Origin of the sequence: Variovorax fucosicus, assembly GCF_030316825.1 — a bacterium.
Classification (GTDB): domain Bacteria; phylum Pseudomonadota; class Gammaproteobacteria; order Burkholderiales; family Burkholderiaceae_C; genus Variovorax; species Variovorax fucosicus.
The window spans coordinates 2,262,457-2,277,937 of record NZ_JASZYU010000001.1 but is presented as its reverse complement, the minus strand read 5'-3'; the positions used below and the strand labels follow the sequence as shown (position 1 = coordinate 2,277,937).

Annotated in this window: 12 protein-coding genes; 4 read left to right on the top strand and 8 right to left on the bottom strand. The window is 66.6% G+C overall.

Features of this window, described 5'->3' with window-relative positions:
- Positions 1 to 37 precede the first annotated feature (37 nt).
- The 3 genes from fmt to def are packed head-to-tail and all read right to left on the bottom strand — an operon-like array spanning position 38 to position 2,026.
- A complete protein-coding gene (fmt, locus tag QTI05_RS10845) occupies positions 38 to 991 on the bottom strand; it encodes a methionyl-tRNA formyltransferase (protein ID WP_286624382.1) in 954 nt (317 codons plus the stop codon).
- A 16-nt stretch (positions 992 to 1,007) separates the two neighbouring features.
- The gene (locus QTI05_RS10840) at positions 1,008 to 1,508 is read right to left on the bottom strand and encodes a hypothetical protein (protein WP_286540145.1); all 501 of its coding nucleotides are present in this window, start codon (positions 1,506 to 1,508) and stop codon (positions 1,008 to 1,010) included.
- Positions 1,505 to 2,026 (bottom strand): peptide deformylase, encoded by a 522-nt coding sequence (def, locus tag QTI05_RS10835; protein ID WP_286540146.1) that lies wholly within the window; start codon positions 2,024 to 2,026, stop codon positions 1,505 to 1,507. The genes QTI05_RS10840 and def overlap by 4 nt, the downstream gene beginning before the upstream one ends.
- A 163-nt stretch (positions 2,027 to 2,189) precedes the next feature.
- Here def and QTI05_RS10830 point away from each other — a divergent pair, with 163 nt between their 5' ends.
- From QTI05_RS10830 to QTI05_RS10820, 3 genes are all read left to right on the top strand, one after another.
- Positions 2,190 to 3,404, top strand: coding sequence for a LysM peptidoglycan-binding domain-containing protein (locus QTI05_RS10830; protein WP_286624380.1), 1,215 nt, complete (start codon positions 2,190 to 2,192; stop codon positions 3,402 to 3,404).
- Positions 3,405 to 3,419: 15 nt separating this feature from the next.
- Positions 3,420 to 4,568, top strand: a complete 1,149-nt coding sequence (dprA, locus tag QTI05_RS10825; RefSeq protein WP_286624378.1) for a DNA-processing protein DprA — start codon at positions 3,420 to 3,422, stop codon at positions 4,566 to 4,568.
- A 68-nt stretch (positions 4,569 to 4,636) separates the two neighbouring features.
- Positions 4,637 to 5,152 (top strand): Smg family protein, encoded by a 516-nt coding sequence (locus QTI05_RS10820; protein WP_286540150.1) that lies wholly within the window; start codon positions 4,637 to 4,639, stop codon positions 5,150 to 5,152.
- 27 nt (positions 5,153 to 5,179) lie between these two features.
- On the opposite strand, the gene QTI05_RS10815 is transcribed toward QTI05_RS10820, so the two are convergent.
- The 5 genes from QTI05_RS10815 to QTI05_RS10795 all read right to left on the bottom strand — a co-directional run bounded on the left by QTI05_RS10815 (position 5,180) and on the right by QTI05_RS10795 (position 14,821).
- Positions 5,180 to 7,618 carry a DUF1631 family protein gene (locus tag QTI05_RS10815; protein WP_286624377.1) on the bottom strand — a complete coding sequence of 813 codons (2,439 nt, stop codon included), beginning with the start codon at positions 7,616 to 7,618 and terminating at the stop codon, positions 5,180 to 5,182.
- 111 nt (positions 7,619 to 7,729) lie between these two features.
- Positions 7,730 to 8,683, bottom strand: coding sequence for a protein translocase subunit SecF (gene secF / locus QTI05_RS10810; RefSeq protein WP_286540155.1), 954 nt, complete (start codon positions 8,681 to 8,683; stop codon positions 7,730 to 7,732).
- A 10-nt stretch (positions 8,684 to 8,693) separates the two neighbouring features.
- On the bottom strand, positions 8,694 to 10,583 hold the full coding sequence (gene secD, locus QTI05_RS10805) for a protein translocase subunit SecD (protein WP_286624376.1): 1,890 nt from the start codon (positions 10,581 to 10,583) through the stop codon (positions 8,694 to 8,696).
- A 133-nt stretch (positions 10,584 to 10,716) separates the two neighbouring features.
- The gene (gene yajC / locus QTI05_RS10800; protein ID WP_286540157.1) at positions 10,717 to 11,049 is read right to left on the bottom strand and encodes a preprotein translocase subunit YajC; all 333 of its coding nucleotides are present in this window, start codon (positions 11,047 to 11,049) and stop codon (positions 10,717 to 10,719) included.
- A 175-nt stretch (positions 11,050 to 11,224) separates the two neighbouring features.
- Complete coding sequence (locus QTI05_RS10795) at positions 11,225 to 14,821, bottom strand: indolepyruvate ferredoxin oxidoreductase family protein (RefSeq protein ID WP_286624374.1); 3,597 nt, start codon at positions 14,819 to 14,821, stop codon at positions 11,225 to 11,227.
- A 174-nt stretch (positions 14,822 to 14,995) separates the two neighbouring features.
- On the opposite strand from QTI05_RS10795, the gene QTI05_RS10790 reads away from it, so the two are divergent.
- Complete coding sequence (locus tag QTI05_RS10790; protein WP_286540161.1) at positions 14,996 to 15,478, top strand: Lrp/AsnC family transcriptional regulator; 483 nt, start codon at positions 14,996 to 14,998, stop codon at positions 15,476 to 15,478.
- The last annotated feature ends 3 nt before the right edge of the window (positions 15,479 to 15,481 follow it).

Below are 15,481 nucleotides of genomic sequence, written 5' to 3'. Positions count from 1 at the left end.
TGGGCTGGTTGCGGACGCTGGCGAGGAAGAACACCCGTCAGAGCCCGAAAACCTGGCCGGCCTTGACGTCGAAGCCGCGCAGAAAGTCGGCGGCCGCAAGGCGTTTGCCGCCGGCGCGCTGCAGCTCCGTCACCAGTACGACCGAGTTGCCAGCCGCCACCGCAATGCCGCTGGGCGCCACGGCCAGAATGGTTCCGGGTTGTTCGCCGGCCGAGCCGGACTGGACGCGGGCCGCCCAGAACTTGACGGCCTCGCCGTCGAGTGGGCTGGTGGCGCCGGGAAAGGGGTCGAAGGCGCGAATGCGGCGCACGATGGCCTCCGCCGGCTGGGCCCAGTCGATCTTCGCTTCGTGCTTTTCGACCTTGTGGGCGTAGGTCACACCTTCAGCCGGCTGCGCGACGGGCTGCAATGCGCCGGCTTCGGCCAGGCGCAGCGCCTCGACGATCAGCCGGCCACCCATGTCGGCCAGCCGGTCGTGCAGCTTGGCCGTGCTGTCGTCGCCGATGGCCAGCGCCTCGCGCAGCAGCATGTCGCCGGTGTCGAGGCCGGCATCCATCTGCATGATCGTGATGCCGGTCTCCACGTCGCCCGCCTCGATCGCGCGGTGGATCGGCGCGGCGCCACGCCAGCGCGGCAGCAGGCTGCCATGGATGTTCAGGCAGCCCAGCCTCGGCACGTCCAGCACCCATTGCGGCAGGATCAAGCCGTAGGCCGCGACCACCATCACGTCGGCACGCGCGGCGCGCAGCGCTTCGGCTGCCGCCGCCGCGTCGTCGGGGTACTTTCCGTCGAGCCGCAGGCTGCGCGGCTGCGCGACCGGCCAGCCGTTTTTCAGCGCCAGTTCCTTGACCGGGGACGCCTGCAGCCTGAGGCCGCGGCCGGCAGGCCGGTCGGGCTGGGTCAGCACCAGCACGATCTCGTGGCCCGCGGCGGCAAGCTGCGCCAGGGCAATGGCGGCAAAGGCGGGTGTCCCCGCAAAAATGACTCTCAAGCGGTGCTCGCAGACTTCAACGAACCAGAATTTCGAGCGACAGGTCGTCACCCACGTTGTAGTACTGCACCAGGCCCTGGGGGTCTACATAGATATAGAGCAGCCGACGCGAGTTCTGCGCCTTGTAGCGCCAGGCCCAGACCCCGCCGTCGAAGGACGACACGCGCGTGACCTCGAAGGGGCGGCCATACGTGCGCAGGATGTCGGCCTCGCGCCAGACGCCGGGGCGGATGGTGCTGGCGAACAGGCCTTCGTCGAGTTCCTGTCGCACCGAGAACACCCGGCCGGCGGCATCGACATCGACGTTGCTGACCTCGAACCCCGAAGGTGCGCGCGAATACTGCAGACGCTCGACGCCGTTCGGCAAGGCGTACACGGCGGTCGGTGTGCCCAGCCGCTGCAGGGCCTCGGCCTTGCTGGTATTGGGCGGCAGGCGGGTCGGTTCGCTGATGCAGGCCGTCAGTGCGAACGCCAGCGCCACCAGGGCGAGCACTCGTCCGCCACGCGGCACGTTCATTCGCGCCCTTCGCGCTGTTCTTCGCGCTGCGCCTTGAGCAGCTTGCTCTTGATGCGGTTGCGCTTGAGCGGCGAGAGGTATTCGACGAACACCTTGCCGAGCAAATGGTCGAGTTCGTGCTGGATGCAGACCGCGAGCAGGCCTTCGGCCTCGACGGTGCGAAGCTCGCCGTCGAGGTCGAGCGCGGTGCAACGCACGGCAGTGGCGCGTTCGACCCCGTCGTAGATGCCGGGCACCGAGAGACAGCCCTCTTCGTTCAGCACCTTTTCGTCGCTGGCCCAGACGATCTCGGGATTGATCAGCACCAGCGGTTCGTTGCGTTCTTCCGACACATCGATCACCACCAGCCGCTCATGAACGTCGACCTGGGTGGCCGCGAGCCCGATACCATGCGCGTCGTACATGGTTTCCAGCATGTCGGCCACCAGGGTCTTGATGCGCGCATCGACGCCCTGCACGGGCTTGGCCACCGTGTGCAGACGCTTGTCGGGGAAACTCAGAATGGGTCGTTTGGCCATGAAAGCGTGCGAAAGTTGTGGCTATTTTCGCCAATTCCGCGACGGCGCGCGGCGCCCGAAGGGGATAAACGTTGCCCAATCAAGGGCTTCAGCGCAAAATTCGTTGCAAATTGTGAGGATTCGTTTCGCCCGGCGTGGCGCAGTGTGTGCACACCATCAAACCATGAAAACAACCCGACTCAACGCTGGCCTGCGCCCCAACATCCTTGCCACGCTCGGCGCATTGGCACTGCTCGGCAGCGCGACCGTCGCGAACGCACAAAACTATCCCGTCACGCCGGCGCAGCGCGCGACCGCGCAGCAGACTGCCCAAACCGGCATTCCGCTGAGCGAGTTGACGCCGAACGCGCCCGACGAATACACGGTCAAGTCCGGCGACACGCTCTGGGCCATTTCGCGCCTGTACCTGAGGAGCCCGTGGCGCTGGCCCGAACTCTGGGGCATGAACCTCAGCGACATCGCCAATCCGCACCGGATCTACCCGGGCCAGGTGCTGTTCCTCGACAAGACCGGCGGCCGTGCCCGCCTGACGCTGCGCCGCGGCGGCGGCTCGGGTGAGGGTGGCACCATCAAGCTGTCGCCGCGCACCCGCCAGGACACCGTCACGGGGCTGGCGCTGCCGACGCTGAATCCGGCGCTGATCGAGCCGTTTCTCAGCGAGCCGATCGTGGTCGACGAAGACACCCTCAAGACGGCCCCGCGCATCGTGGCCGGCAACGACAGCCGCGTGCTGCTGTCGCGCGGCGACCGCGCCTATGCGCGCGGCGAGCCGAATGCACCGCTGCTCGAAAAGGCCGGCCCGATCAATCAGTTCCGCGTGTTCCGTACGGCCACGCCGCTGAAGGATCCGGCCACCAGCGAAATCCTCGGCTACGAAGCGCAATACGTCGGCAAGGCCCAGTTGCAGCGCAGCGAGTCGACCCAGACCATGATGGAGGCCGGCAAGGAGGTCACCAACGTGGTGCCTGCCACCATCGACATCGTGGCCGCGCGCGAAGAAATACGCGCCGGCGACCGCCTGCTGCCCGAGCCGCCGCGCCAGCTGCTCAGCTACACGCCGCGCGCGCCGATCGACCCCATCACCGATGGGCGCATCGTCTCGGTCTACGGCAACGCCGTGCAGTTCGCCGCGCAGAACCAGGTGGTGGCGATCAACAAGGGCATCCGCGACGGCATCGAAAGTGGCCACGTGATGGCCATCCTCAAGAACGGCGAAACCATCATCGACCGCACCGGCGGCGGCAAGGACACGCTCAAGCTGCCGAACGAACGCATCGGCCTGCTGATGGTGTTCCGCCCGTTCGAGAAGGTCTCCTACGCCCTGGTGCTCGAGATCAACGACACGCCGAAGGCCGGCGACCTGCTCGTCAATCCTTAAACTGCCGCGGCTTTCGTGGAGCGCGCAGAACTCGCGGGCTGGCTGCGGCTCTCGCTGACGCCGGGTATTGGCAACGCCGCGGCGCGCAAGCTGCTGGCGGCATTCGGCCTGCCCGCCGCCGTGTTTGTCCAGCCGGTGGGAGTGCTCGCGCAGGTGACCTCCGACGCCCGGGCTGCGGCGCTGTGCGAGCCGCCACCTGCACTCGATGCGTTGGTGGATCAAACCTGGCAGTGGCTCGACGGCACCGATGACACCGGAGCCGCGCGCCGCATCGTGACCCTGGGCGACCCGGGCTATCCGGCGGCGCTGCTGGAGATGGCCGACCCGCCCCTGCTCCTCTACACGCTGGGCGCCCCGGCGTTCGACCTGACCCAGCTAGGCCGCAGCCTTGGCGTGGTCGGCAGCCGCAACCCGACGCCGCAGGGCGCTTCGAACGCGCGGGCATTTGCACGCGCGCTCGGCGAGGCGCAGATCGTCGTCGTGTCGGGTCTGGCGCTTGGCATCGACGGTGCCGCGCACGAGGGCGCACTCGATGCAGCCGGCGACGCGCCGAAGCTCGCCACCGTTGCGCTGGTCGGCACCGGCCTGGACCGTGTCTACCCGGCGCGCCACCGCGATCTGGCGCGGCGCATCGTGCGGCGGGGCATGCTGATCAGCGAGTTTCCGCTGGGCACACCGCCGCTCACGCAGAACTTTCCGAAACGCAACCGGCTCATCGCGGGCCTCTCGCAGGGCACGCTGGTGGTGGAAGCGGCGCTGCAATCAGGCTCGCTGATCACGGCGCGGCTGGCGGCGGAGCAGGGCAAGGATGTGTTCGCGATCCCCGGCTCGATCCACGCGCCGCAATCGCGCGGCTGCCATGCGCTGATCCGCCAGGGCGCCAAGCTGGTCGAGTCGGTGCACGACATTCTGGAAGAGCTGCGGCTACCGAACACCCTGAATTTCGCGGCGTCCGACGCCCGGCCGGCAGCCGCCGCCGGTCTTTTCGACCCGCAGAACCCCTTGCTCGACGCGCTCGGCCACGACCCGGTGAGCCTCGATGCGCTGAGTGCCCGCACCGGCTGGAGCGCCGGCGATCTTCAGGCCCAGCTGCTCGAACTCGAACTGGACGGCCACGTGGCCCGCTTGCCGGGCGGCCTGTTCCAGCGCAGCGCGTCGGCCTGAACCCGCACGTCGCGCCGGCACAACGCAGGATCGGCGGGCCACGCCGGATGGTGGGCTATATTGGGGCCATGTTCGAAGTGCTCGTGTTCGTCTATGAAAACTACTGGCGCGGCGACGCGTGCCCCGAACCCGAGCAACTGGGCCGCAAGCTCAGCGCGCACGGCTTCGACCCCGACGAGATCCGTGACGCGCTGCAATGGCTCGACGGGCTGAGTCTCGCGACGCAAGGCGTGCAGGTGGCGCGCGATGCCGACGGGACGTCCGGCACCGTCACGCTGCGCGGCACCGGCGAAGCCGCCCTGCCCCAATCGGCCAGCGCGATGCGGGTGTACTCCAGCGCCGAACAGGATCATCTGGGCGCCGAATGCCTTGGGTTCATCAGCTTTCTCGAAACTGCCGGCGTGCTCACAGGCGGGCTGCGCGAGATCGTGATCGAGCGTGCGATGGCCGCGCCCGGCGACCCGGTTGCGCTCGACGAACTCAAGATCATCGTGTTGATGGTGCACTGGAGCACCGGCATCGAGCCCGACGCGCTGGTGCTCGACGAGCTGTGCGAGGGTCGCGAAGGCCGCACCGCCCACTGAGCGGCTCTACCTGCCAGTTCCTGCCTACTAGTTCAGCAGCCGCTCGGGGTTCGCGTCCAGCTTGGCCAGCGCCTCGCGCGTGGCGCGCACGGTGAGGGTTTCCTCTTCGGCGGGCACCAGCAGGCCGGCCTGCAGATAGGAAGCCAGCCGCCCGGCCTGGATCAGGAAGCTGCGGCCATGGGTCGAGGCGAACAGGTGCAGCTGTTTCCGGTCGCTGCGCCAGACGAACTGCACCTGGTTGACCTGGCCGTTGTGATCCAGCATGAACCAGGTGCCAACCTGCAGTTCGTGCGCCCAGGCCAGCATGTCTTCGCTGACCTTGCTGCCGGCGTTCGGAATCACCTCGATCGATGCCGCGTCGACGCCCAGCAGCAGTTCGATGCTGGCCTCGTCCATCGGCAATTCGCCCGAGGACTCGCCACCTTCATCGGTCACGAAATCTTCAAGGTTGCTCAGGCGCTGGGCCATGGCTTCGATCTGGGCCTGCGGAATGGCCTCGGTCTTCGACATGAACGCGTCCGACAGCGTCCCGCCGATGATCTTGATGTGCGCTTCCTGCGGATCACCGACGATGCCCAGCAGGGTCATGCCGGCGCGCAGGCGCTGCAGCAGCTTGGGCAGATCCTGGATCACACGGGTGCGGTCGTTGCGGTTGGGCTTGGCGCTCGCGGCCCACACCAGTTCGGAGGCGGCACGCTTGAGCGTGACCGTCTGCTCGTCCTGGCCGCCATAACGCAGCGCGGCGATGGCCAGCACCTCGGCCCAGACCTTGAACAGGAACTCGCGGATTTCCTCGCGTACCGGCATGTCGTTGAGCATCTTGCGCAACTCGATGGTGTACTGGATCGCCATCGTTTCCTTCTGCTCGACCTGCTGCGCCACGCTCATCAGGCGCTGGGTGGCATCGCTCTGCGTCAGGTACTTGTTGAGGAAGGCGACGAATTCGTCGAACACCAGCTTGAACACGCGCTGGCCGGTCTCGGGGTATTGCTCGATCACCTGCACCACGCGGCGGATCTCGCCTTCGAGGGCGCTGCCCGAGATCGCGGCGGCGTCGAAACCCATCACGCAGGAGCCCATGCGGTCGATCAGCATGCGCGCAGGGTGCTGCAGCGTGCCGAAGAACTCGGGCTCGGCAATGGCCACCCGCAGCACCGGCATCTGCAGACGGGCGAACCAGACGCGTGCCGAAAACGGAATGCGTTCTTCGGCCAGGATCGCCTGGAACATCAGGGCCACGATCTCGACCGTGGCCTTGTCGGCCGTGGTCGGTGCCTTTTTCTTGAGTTCGGCGGTGCGCCGGCGGATATCGAGCGCGGTTTGCTGCACCGCTGTGGCCTCGTCGCCGAGCACGTACTGCGAGGCAGCGATCTGGTAGGCCGCCTCGGCATCGGCAATGGCGGCAGCAAATACGGCACCCCCTGCGCCACCACCGGCCATGCCGCCGCCGCCCATGCCCGGGCCGGCCACGCCGCCTCCGCCGCTTTGCACCCCACCGCGTGTCGTGAAGTCGCCGCCGATGCGCGCGGTGACAAAGCGCTTGAGGTTGAGCAGCACGCCCTGCGCACGGTGGCGTGCCATCAGCAGCGGCGAGCCGCCGGTCGGGCCGTCGGCACCACCCGCGCCGTGGCCGGCGCCCACCACCTGGCCCGACGTGACGCCAATGGCGGCAGGCGCAAAACTGCCCGGCGGCGCGCCGAAGCCGAATTGCTGGCCGGCGAAGCGCTGACTCGACATGCCGCCAGGGCTGGTGGGTGGCACGCCACTGCTCACAAAACTGCTGCCGATCGCACCGGGGCCCGTGTTGGTCACCCCGCCGGTGCGCCTGACGAAGCTCTTCAGGTCGATTTCGGGCATCACGCCCTTGCTGATCAGGAAGGCGTTGGCCTCCTTGTACGCCGCCACCACCACCTCGAGCAGCCGCTGGTGCACGACATCCTGAACCTTGGTCCAGAGTTGGCGCGACAGCCCGGCGGCCAGCCACTGCTCCACCAGCATCTTGGCCAGGGCCTCGGGGCGCAGCACGTCCTTGGCGTCGAGCTCGCTGGTGCCTTCGAGAGACTGGATGCGCAGTCGCAGGTCGTTGAGCTCGAAGCTGGCCTTGTCCTGGATCACCAGCGCGAGCCGCGACGACAGGATGTTGTTTTCCACCACCTCGTCGCCGATCAGTTCGAGCCGTGACAGCGAATTGAGCGACCCGCTGCCAGTCGCAGCCTGGGCCAGCGCCTTGCGCCAGCCCTCCTGCGTCAGGGACACCCAGTTCGACGCCTTGGTCTGGAACGCGATGAAATCGTCGCGATGTTCCTGCATTTCCCGCGCATTGGTGACCTGTTGCGACAGCGCCGTCAGCCGCTCGCGGATCGCCGATGCGGCAGGCGCGATCACACCGCCGGTCGCAGCCACAAAGCGCTCACGCGTCTCTCGGGCAAGTTGCAGGGAGGTGGCGGGAGGCCTCACGGTGCTCATGAAGGTTCAGGACAGCTCAAAAATGCGGGAGTAGGCGCCGAGCTTGCATCGGGAAGGCATTTGGCACAAGACCCGCCGCATGCTCGGTTGCCCGAAATTCGGCCGGCCGCCTCACACCACGGCGCCCGAATTCGGGTCTTCGGGGTCACCGTCGCGCTTGACGGGGCCCTTGACCAGGTCTTCGCGCTTGACGCCGAGCCACATCGCGATCGCCGCCGCGACGAAGGCCGAAGAGTAGATACCGAACAGGATGCCGATGGTCAGCGCCAGCGCGAAGTAGTGCAGCGTCGGGCCGCCGAAGAAGAACATCGACAGCACCACCAGCTGGGTGGAGCCGTGGGTGATGATGGTCCGGCTGATGGTGGAGGTGATCGCGTTGTCGATGATCTCGACCGTGGTCATCTTGCGGTAGCGCCGGAAGTTCTCGCGCACCCGGTCGAAGATCACCACCGATTCGTTGACCGAATAGCCCAGCACCGCCAGCACCGCCGCCAGCACCGCGAGCGAGAACTCCCACTGGAAGAAGGCGAAAAAGCCCAGGATGATCACCACGTCGTGCAGGTTGGCCAGCACGGTCGCGACGGCGAACTTCCATTCGAAGCGGATGGCCAGGTAGATCATGATGCCGACCACCACCATGGCGAGCGCCTTGAGCCCGTTGGTCGTGAGTTCGTCGCCGACCTGCGGGCCGACGAACTCGTTGGCGCGCAGTTCCACACCCGGATCGGCCGCCTTCAGCGCGTCCATCACCTGGGTGCTCTGCTGGGATGCGCTCATGCCCTTCTGGACCGGCAGGCGGATCTGCACGTCGCGTGTCGAGCCGAAGCCCTGCACCTGCACGTCGGGATAGCCGAGCTTGCTGACGGTTTCGCGCACCTTGCCGACATCGGCCGACTGCTGGTAGGCCACGTCCATCACGGTGCCACCCGTGAACTCCACCGAAAGGTGCAGGCCGCGATGCAGCAGGAAAAACACAGCGAGCGCGAAGGTGGCGAACGAAATGATGTTCAGCACCAGCGCATAGCGCATGAACGGAATGGTCTTGTGGATTCTGAAGAATTCCATGGCGTGCCTCTTACTTTGCTTCGGCCACGGCCGTGGAATCGGTATCGGTCTTGGGCTTCCAGACCGTGCCGATCGACAGCGTCTTGAGCTTCTTCTTGCGGCCGTACCAGAGGTTCACCAGGCCACGCGAGAAAAACACCGCCGAGAACATCGAGGTGACGATGCCGATGCAGTGCACCACCGCGAAGCCGCGTACCGGGCCCGAGCCGAAGGCCAGCAGCGCGATGCCGGCAATCAGCGTGGTCACGTTCGAGTCGAGGATGGTGCCCCAGGCGCGGTCGTAGCCGGCGTGGATGGCGGCCTGCGGCGAGGCGCCGTTGCGCAGTTCCTCGCGCACGCGTTCGTTGATCAGCACGTTGGAGTCGATCGCCACGCCGATGGCCAGCGCCATGGCCGCGATGCCGGGCAGGGTGAGCGTGGCCTGCAGGATCGACAGGATCGCCACCAGCAGCAGCAGGTTCACCGCCAGCGCGATCGACGAGAACATGCCGAACAGCATGTAGTAGATGCACATGAAGACCATGATGGCGGCAAAGCCGTACATCACGCTCTCGAAACCCTTCTTGATGTTGTCGGCACCCAGGCTCGGGCCGATCGTGCGCTTCTGGATGATCTCCATCGGCGCGGCCAGCGAGCCGGCGCGCAGCAGCAGCGCCAGGTCGTTGGCTTCCACCACGCTCATCGAGCCGGAAATCTGGAAGCGGTTGCCCAACTCGCCGTTGATCGACGGGGCGGTGAGCACTTCGCCCTTGCCCTTTTCGAAGATCAGCATGGCCATGCGCTTCTTGTAGTTCTCGCGGCTCACGTCGCGCATGATGCGGCCGCCCTTGGCGTCCATCGTCAGGTCGACCTTGGGCTGGTTGCTCTGGGAGTCGAAGCCGGGTTGCGCGTCGGTGAGGTTCTCGCCGGTCACGAGCACCTGCTTCTTGACGATCACCGGCCGGCCGGTGCGATCGAGAAACCGCTCGGAGCCGAACGGCACCGGCCCGCTGCCGGTTTCGGCCGCGCGGCCTTCGGCACTCTCGTCGACCATGCGCATTTCGAGCGTGGCTGTGCGGCCCAGGATGGCCTCGGCACGGGCCGGATCCTGTACGCCGGCCAGTTGCACCACGATGCGGTCGATGCCCTGCTGCTGGATCACGGGCTCGGCCACGCCGAGTTCGTTGATCCGGTTGTGCAGGGTGGTGATGTTCTGCTTGAGCGCCGCGTCCTGCAGGCGGCGTGCCGCCTCCGGCTTGATCGAGCCGACGATCTTCCAGTCGCTGCCTTCCTGGCTGTCGACCGTGCTCAGGTCGGCAAACTGGTCCTGCATCAGCTGTTTGGTGATCTCGAGGCTGGCCGCGTCGCGCATCCGCACTTCGACGGTCTGCCCGTTTCGGGTGACGGCCGTACCGCGGACGCTCTTGTCGCGCAGGGCGGTGCGGATGTCGCCGGCGAAGGACTCGGCCTTCTTATCGAGCACGCCCTTCATGTCAACCTGCAGCAGGAAGTCGACCCCGCCGCGCAGATCCAGGCCGAGGTACATCGGGTAGGCATGCAGCGCGGTGAGCCAACCCGGCGAGCGCGACACCGACCCCGGCGTGACGACGTAGGAAGGATCGTCGCTGCTGGGCGCCAGCGCGCGCTGCAGCGCGTCCTGCGCTTTGAGCTGCTCGTCGGTGCTGCCGAAGCTGGCCCGCACCGACGTACCTTCGAGCGCAATCTTGCCTGGCGTGAGGCCGGCCGCCTTGAGCGTTTCCTGGATGCGCGCCAGCGTGGCGGCATCGACCTTGACGGTGGACTTGGCGGCCGACACCTGCACCGCGGGCGCCTCGCCGAAGAAATTGGGCAGGGCGTAGACGAGCCCCAAAAGAAGCACGATCACGATGACCGTGTATTTCCAGACCGGGTAGCGGTTCATCTTTCAGCCTTGAAACGCGTGGCGCGTTGATTCGTGGGCTGCCGTGGATCCGGCTTTGCCGGGCCACTGGCAGCGCCCCCGGTAGGGGGTAGGCGAAGCGGACACGAAGTGCCGCGCAGCCTGGGGGCGAGCATTACTTGATCGCGCCCTTGGGCAGCACCTGAACAACCGCGCTGCGCTGGATCCGGATCTCGACGCCGTTGGCGATCTCGAGACCGAGGTACTGGTCGCCGATCGAGGTGATCTTGCCGAGCACGCCGCCGGCGGTGGCGACTTCGTCGCCCTTGGCCAGCGCCTCGATCATGGCGCGCGCTTCCTTCTGGCGCTTCATTTGCGGGCGGATCATCACGAAATAGAGCACCACGAACATCAGCACCAGCGGCAGCATGCTGCTGAGCGAGGACAACATGTCGCCACCACCGGCAGCGGGGGCGGCAGCCTGGGCAAAAGCAGAGGAAATGAACAAGAGAGTCTCCAGCAGAGGGAAGGTAGGAACGCGGGCCCGGCCCGCAGTTCCGCGGCCGCAGCATGCGACCCCGCGGCGCGGGGCAGGCCCGCGCGCAGCACCCGGCATTGTATTCGGCGGGGTCGGCGCCGGTTGGCGCTAATCCGGCGCCGTGGACGGGGCTTTCAGCGCACGGTCAGGCGGCCACCCGCCCGGCCTGCGGATCGCGCCATTTCGCCAGCAACTCGGCCCGGCGGATGCGCGCGGCAGCCAGGTTGCGCTCCTTCACATGGCCATAGCCGCGGATCTGCTCGGGCAGGCTGGCGATGGCCAGCGCCGTCTCGTGATTGGCCGCGTTCAACCCGGCCAGCACTTCCTCGATGCTGGCGCGGTACTCGCCGATCAGGGCGCGCTCGGTCTTGCGCTCTTCGGTGCGGCCGAAGATGTCCAGCGCCGTGCCACGCAGGCCCTTGAGCCTGGCGAGGAAGCGGAAGCCAGTCAGCATCGCCGGGCCGAACTTGCGCTTTTGCAGTTCGCCCTTGGCGTTCTTCTTCGCGATGATCGGCGGGGCGAGGTGGTAGTTGAGCTTGAAGTCGCCCTCGAACATGCCATTGACGCGGTCGAGGAAGGCGGTGTCGGTGTGCAGCCGCGCGACCTCGTACTCGTCCTTGTACGCCATCAGCTTGAACAGGTAGCGCGCCGTGGCCTCGGTCAGGCTGGTCTTGCCGGTGGCGGCGCTTTCGGCCTGCTGCACCTTGCCGACAAAGGCACGGTAGTGCTCGGCATAGGCCGCGTTCTGGTAGCCGGTGAGGAACTCGACGCGGCGCTTGACCAGGCTCTCGACCGTGTCGCGCTTCTTGAACTCGATCACCTGGCCCGGCGACACCAGCTTTTGCACCGATGCCAGGTCGTGCGCGGCGCGGCGGCCCCATTCGAAGGCGGTCTTGTTGTTCTCGATCGCGACGTTGTTGAGATCGATGGCGCGCATCAGCGACGCGTATTCCAGCGGCACCCAGCCCTTTTGCCAGGCAAAGCCCAGCAACATCGGATTGGCATAGAGGCTGTCGCCCATCAGCGCCACGGCGGCGGCATCGGCGTCGAAGCTGCCCACGCCATCGATGCCGACGGCACGCGCGATTTCGTTGGCGCAGTCGTCCTGCGGGTTCTGCCAGTTGGCATTGCGCACGAAGGCAGCCGTGGGCGTGCTGTGCGTGTTGAGCGCCACGTGCGTGCGCCCTTCGCGCATGCGCGCCAGCGTCTCGGCGTTGACCGCCACCAGCGGATCGGCCGCCAGGATCAGGTCGGCCGCCGCGGTGCCGACGCGCGTGGTGCGGATCGCGTCCTGCGATTCGCCGATCAGCGCATGGCTCCAGGTGGCGCCGCCCTTTTGTGCGAGGCCCGCCGCATCCTGCGTGACGATGCCCTTGCCCTCGATGTGCGCCGCCATGCCGAGCAGTTGCCCGATGGTGATGACGCCCGTGCCGCCGACGCCGGCGACCACGATGCCCCAGACCTGGTCGGGTGCCAGGGTCGGCACGACCGGCTCGGGCATCGCGCCCATCTCGAACGGCGAGTTGGCCTTGTTCTTCGACTTCTTCTTGAGCGCGCCGCCTTCAACGGTCACGAAGCTCGGGCAAAAGCCCTTGAGGCAGCTCATGTCCTTGTTGCAGCTGCTCTGGTTGATGGTGCGCTTGCGGCCGAATTCGGTTTCAAGCGGCTCCACGCTGAGGCAGTTGCTCTGCACGCTGCAGTCGCCGCAGCCTTCGCACACCAGCTCGTTGATGACGACACGCACGGCCGGGTCGACAGCGGTGCCCCGCTTGCGGCGGCGCCGCTTTTCGGTGGCGCAGGTCTGGTCGTAGATGATGGCCGTGGTGCCGGAAATCTTGCGAAACTCGCGCTGGATCTCGTCCAGGTCGTCGCGATGGCGGATCTTGACGTTGTCGCCCGGCACATGGACGCCCTCGTACTTCTCGGGCTCGTCGGTGACGATGACAACCTTCATCGCGCCCTCGGCATGCAGGCTCTCTGCGATCTGCAGCACCGAATGGCCTTCGGGCCGCTCGCCGACCTGCTGGCCGCCAGTCATGGCGACCGCGTCGTTGTAGAGGATCTTGTAGGTGATGTTGACGCCGGCCGCGATGCTCTGGCGAATCGCGAGCAGGCCGCTGTGGAAGTAGGTGCCGTCGCCCAGGTTGGCAAAGATGTGCTGGTCGGTGGTGAAGGGCTGCTGGCCCACCCATGGCACGCCCTCGCCGCCCATCTGCGTGAAGCCGATGGTGCTGCGATCCATCCAGGTCGCCATGAAGTGGCAGCCGATGCCACCCATGGCGCGCGAGCCTTCTGGCACCACGGTGCTGGTGTTGTGCGGGCAGCCCGAGCAGAACCAGGGCTGGCGGCCTTCGGTCACGCCACTGGCCTGCAGCACGTCCATCGAGCGCTCTTTCGCTTCGAGGATCGCCACCTGCGCCTCGACCCGGGCGCGCATGTCGGCGCCGGCCTGGTCGAGGATGCCGAGCTTCTTCAGGCGCTGCGCGATCGCCTTGGCGATCAGCGCGGGGTTCAGGTCGGCGTTGGCACGCAGGAGCGTGTTGGCGGTGGGGTTGGGCATCGACCATTCACCGCCAGAGAAATCGCCGTCGTCGAGTTCGTTGAACTTGCCGAGCACATTGGGGCGCACGTCGGCGCGCCAGTTGTAGAGCTCTTCCTTCAGCTGGTATTCGATGACCTGCCGCTTTTCTTCGACCACCAGGATTTCCTGCAGCCCGGTCGCGAACTCGCGCGTGAGCTGTGCCTCGAGCGGCCACACCACCGCCACCTTGTGCAGGCGGATGCCGAGCTGGCGGCAGGTGGCGTCGTCCAGGCCCAGATCGATCAGGGCCTGGCGCGTGTCGTTGTAGGCCTTGCCGCTGGCCATGATGCCGAAGCGGTCGTTCGGGCCTTCGATGGTGTTGTGGTTGAGCCGGTTGGCGCGGATGTAGGCCAGCGCGGCATACCACTTGTAGTGCATCAGGCGCGCCTCCTGCTCCAGCGCATGGTCGGGCCAGCGGATGTGCAGGCCGCCCGGCGGCATCTGGAAATCGGTGGGGATGACGATCTCGACGCGCTCGGGGTCGATCATCGCGGTGGCGCTGGATTCGACGATCTCCTGGATCGTCTTCATGCCCGACCAGATGCCCGAGAAACGGCTCATCGCAAAGGCATGGATGCCGAGGTCGAGGATTTCCTGCACGTTGGTCGGAAAGAACACCGGCGTGCCGCAGGCCTTGAAGATGTGATCGCTCTGGTGCGCCGCCGTCGAGCTCTTGGAAATGTGGTCGTCGCCGGCCACCGCGATCACGCCGCCGAACTCGGTGGTGCCGGCCATGTTGGCGTGCTTGAACACGTCGGAGCAGCGGTCCACGCCGGGGCCCTTGCCGTACCAGATGCCGAACACGCCGTCGAACTTGTTGGTGCCCGCGGGCGAGAAGCCAAGCTGCTGCGTGCCCCAGAGCGCGGTGGCCGCCAGCTCTTCATTGACGCCCGGCTGGAACACGATGTTCTGCGCCTTGAGGTACTTGCTGGCCTTCCACAGCGCCTGGTCGTAGCCGCCGAGCGGCGAGCCGCGATAGCCGCTGATGAAGCCGGCCGTGTTCTTTCCGTTCTGCTGATCCCGCAGGCGCTGCAGCATGGGCAGCTTCACGAGGGCCTGCACGCCGCTCATGAAAGCGCGGCCGTAGTCCAGCGAATACTTGTCGTCGAGCGTGACGGTTTCGAGGGCCTTGCGAATGTGCTCGGGTAGCGGCGCGTTCATCGTGTCTGTCTCCAATTTGGCATGGCTTTGTGGGCCTGGCTGACGGGTCGTGGCCCGGGTAGGGCTGGTGCCCATGATGCTCGCAAAGTGTATGCCTGGGTGCGCGACAGGTGTTTGCGTTCTTTGCCCCGATAACGCGGCTTTCAGAAAGATTCTTTCTTAGAATTGCCAGTTATGGAAAGCCTTGATAAGTTCGACCTCGCCATCCTGCAAGAACTGCAGGCCGATGGCCGCCTCACCAACGCCGAGCTTGCGCAGCGCGTCGGCCTGTCGGCCGCCCCCTGCTGGCGCCGCGTGCGCGCGCTGGAAGAGGCCGGCTTCATCAAGGGCTACCACGCCGAGATCGACCGCCACAAGATCGGCCTGGGCGTGCTCGCCTTCGTGCGCGTCGACACGGAGCGCGTACAGGGCGACGCCACCCGCAAGCTCGAAGACGCGATCCGCAAGCTGCCCGAAGTGGTCGCCTGCCACTACATCAGCGGCACCGGCACCTTCGAGCTCCAGGTCGTGGCGCAGGATCTGGACAGCTTCTCGGGCTTCGCGCGCCAGCACCTGATGAACTTGGCCAACGTGAAAGACCTGCAGACCAGTTTTTCGCTCGGCGAGGTCAAGGCCAGCCATGCGCTGCCGCTGGGCCATCTGGCGCCGAAGCGGTAACAA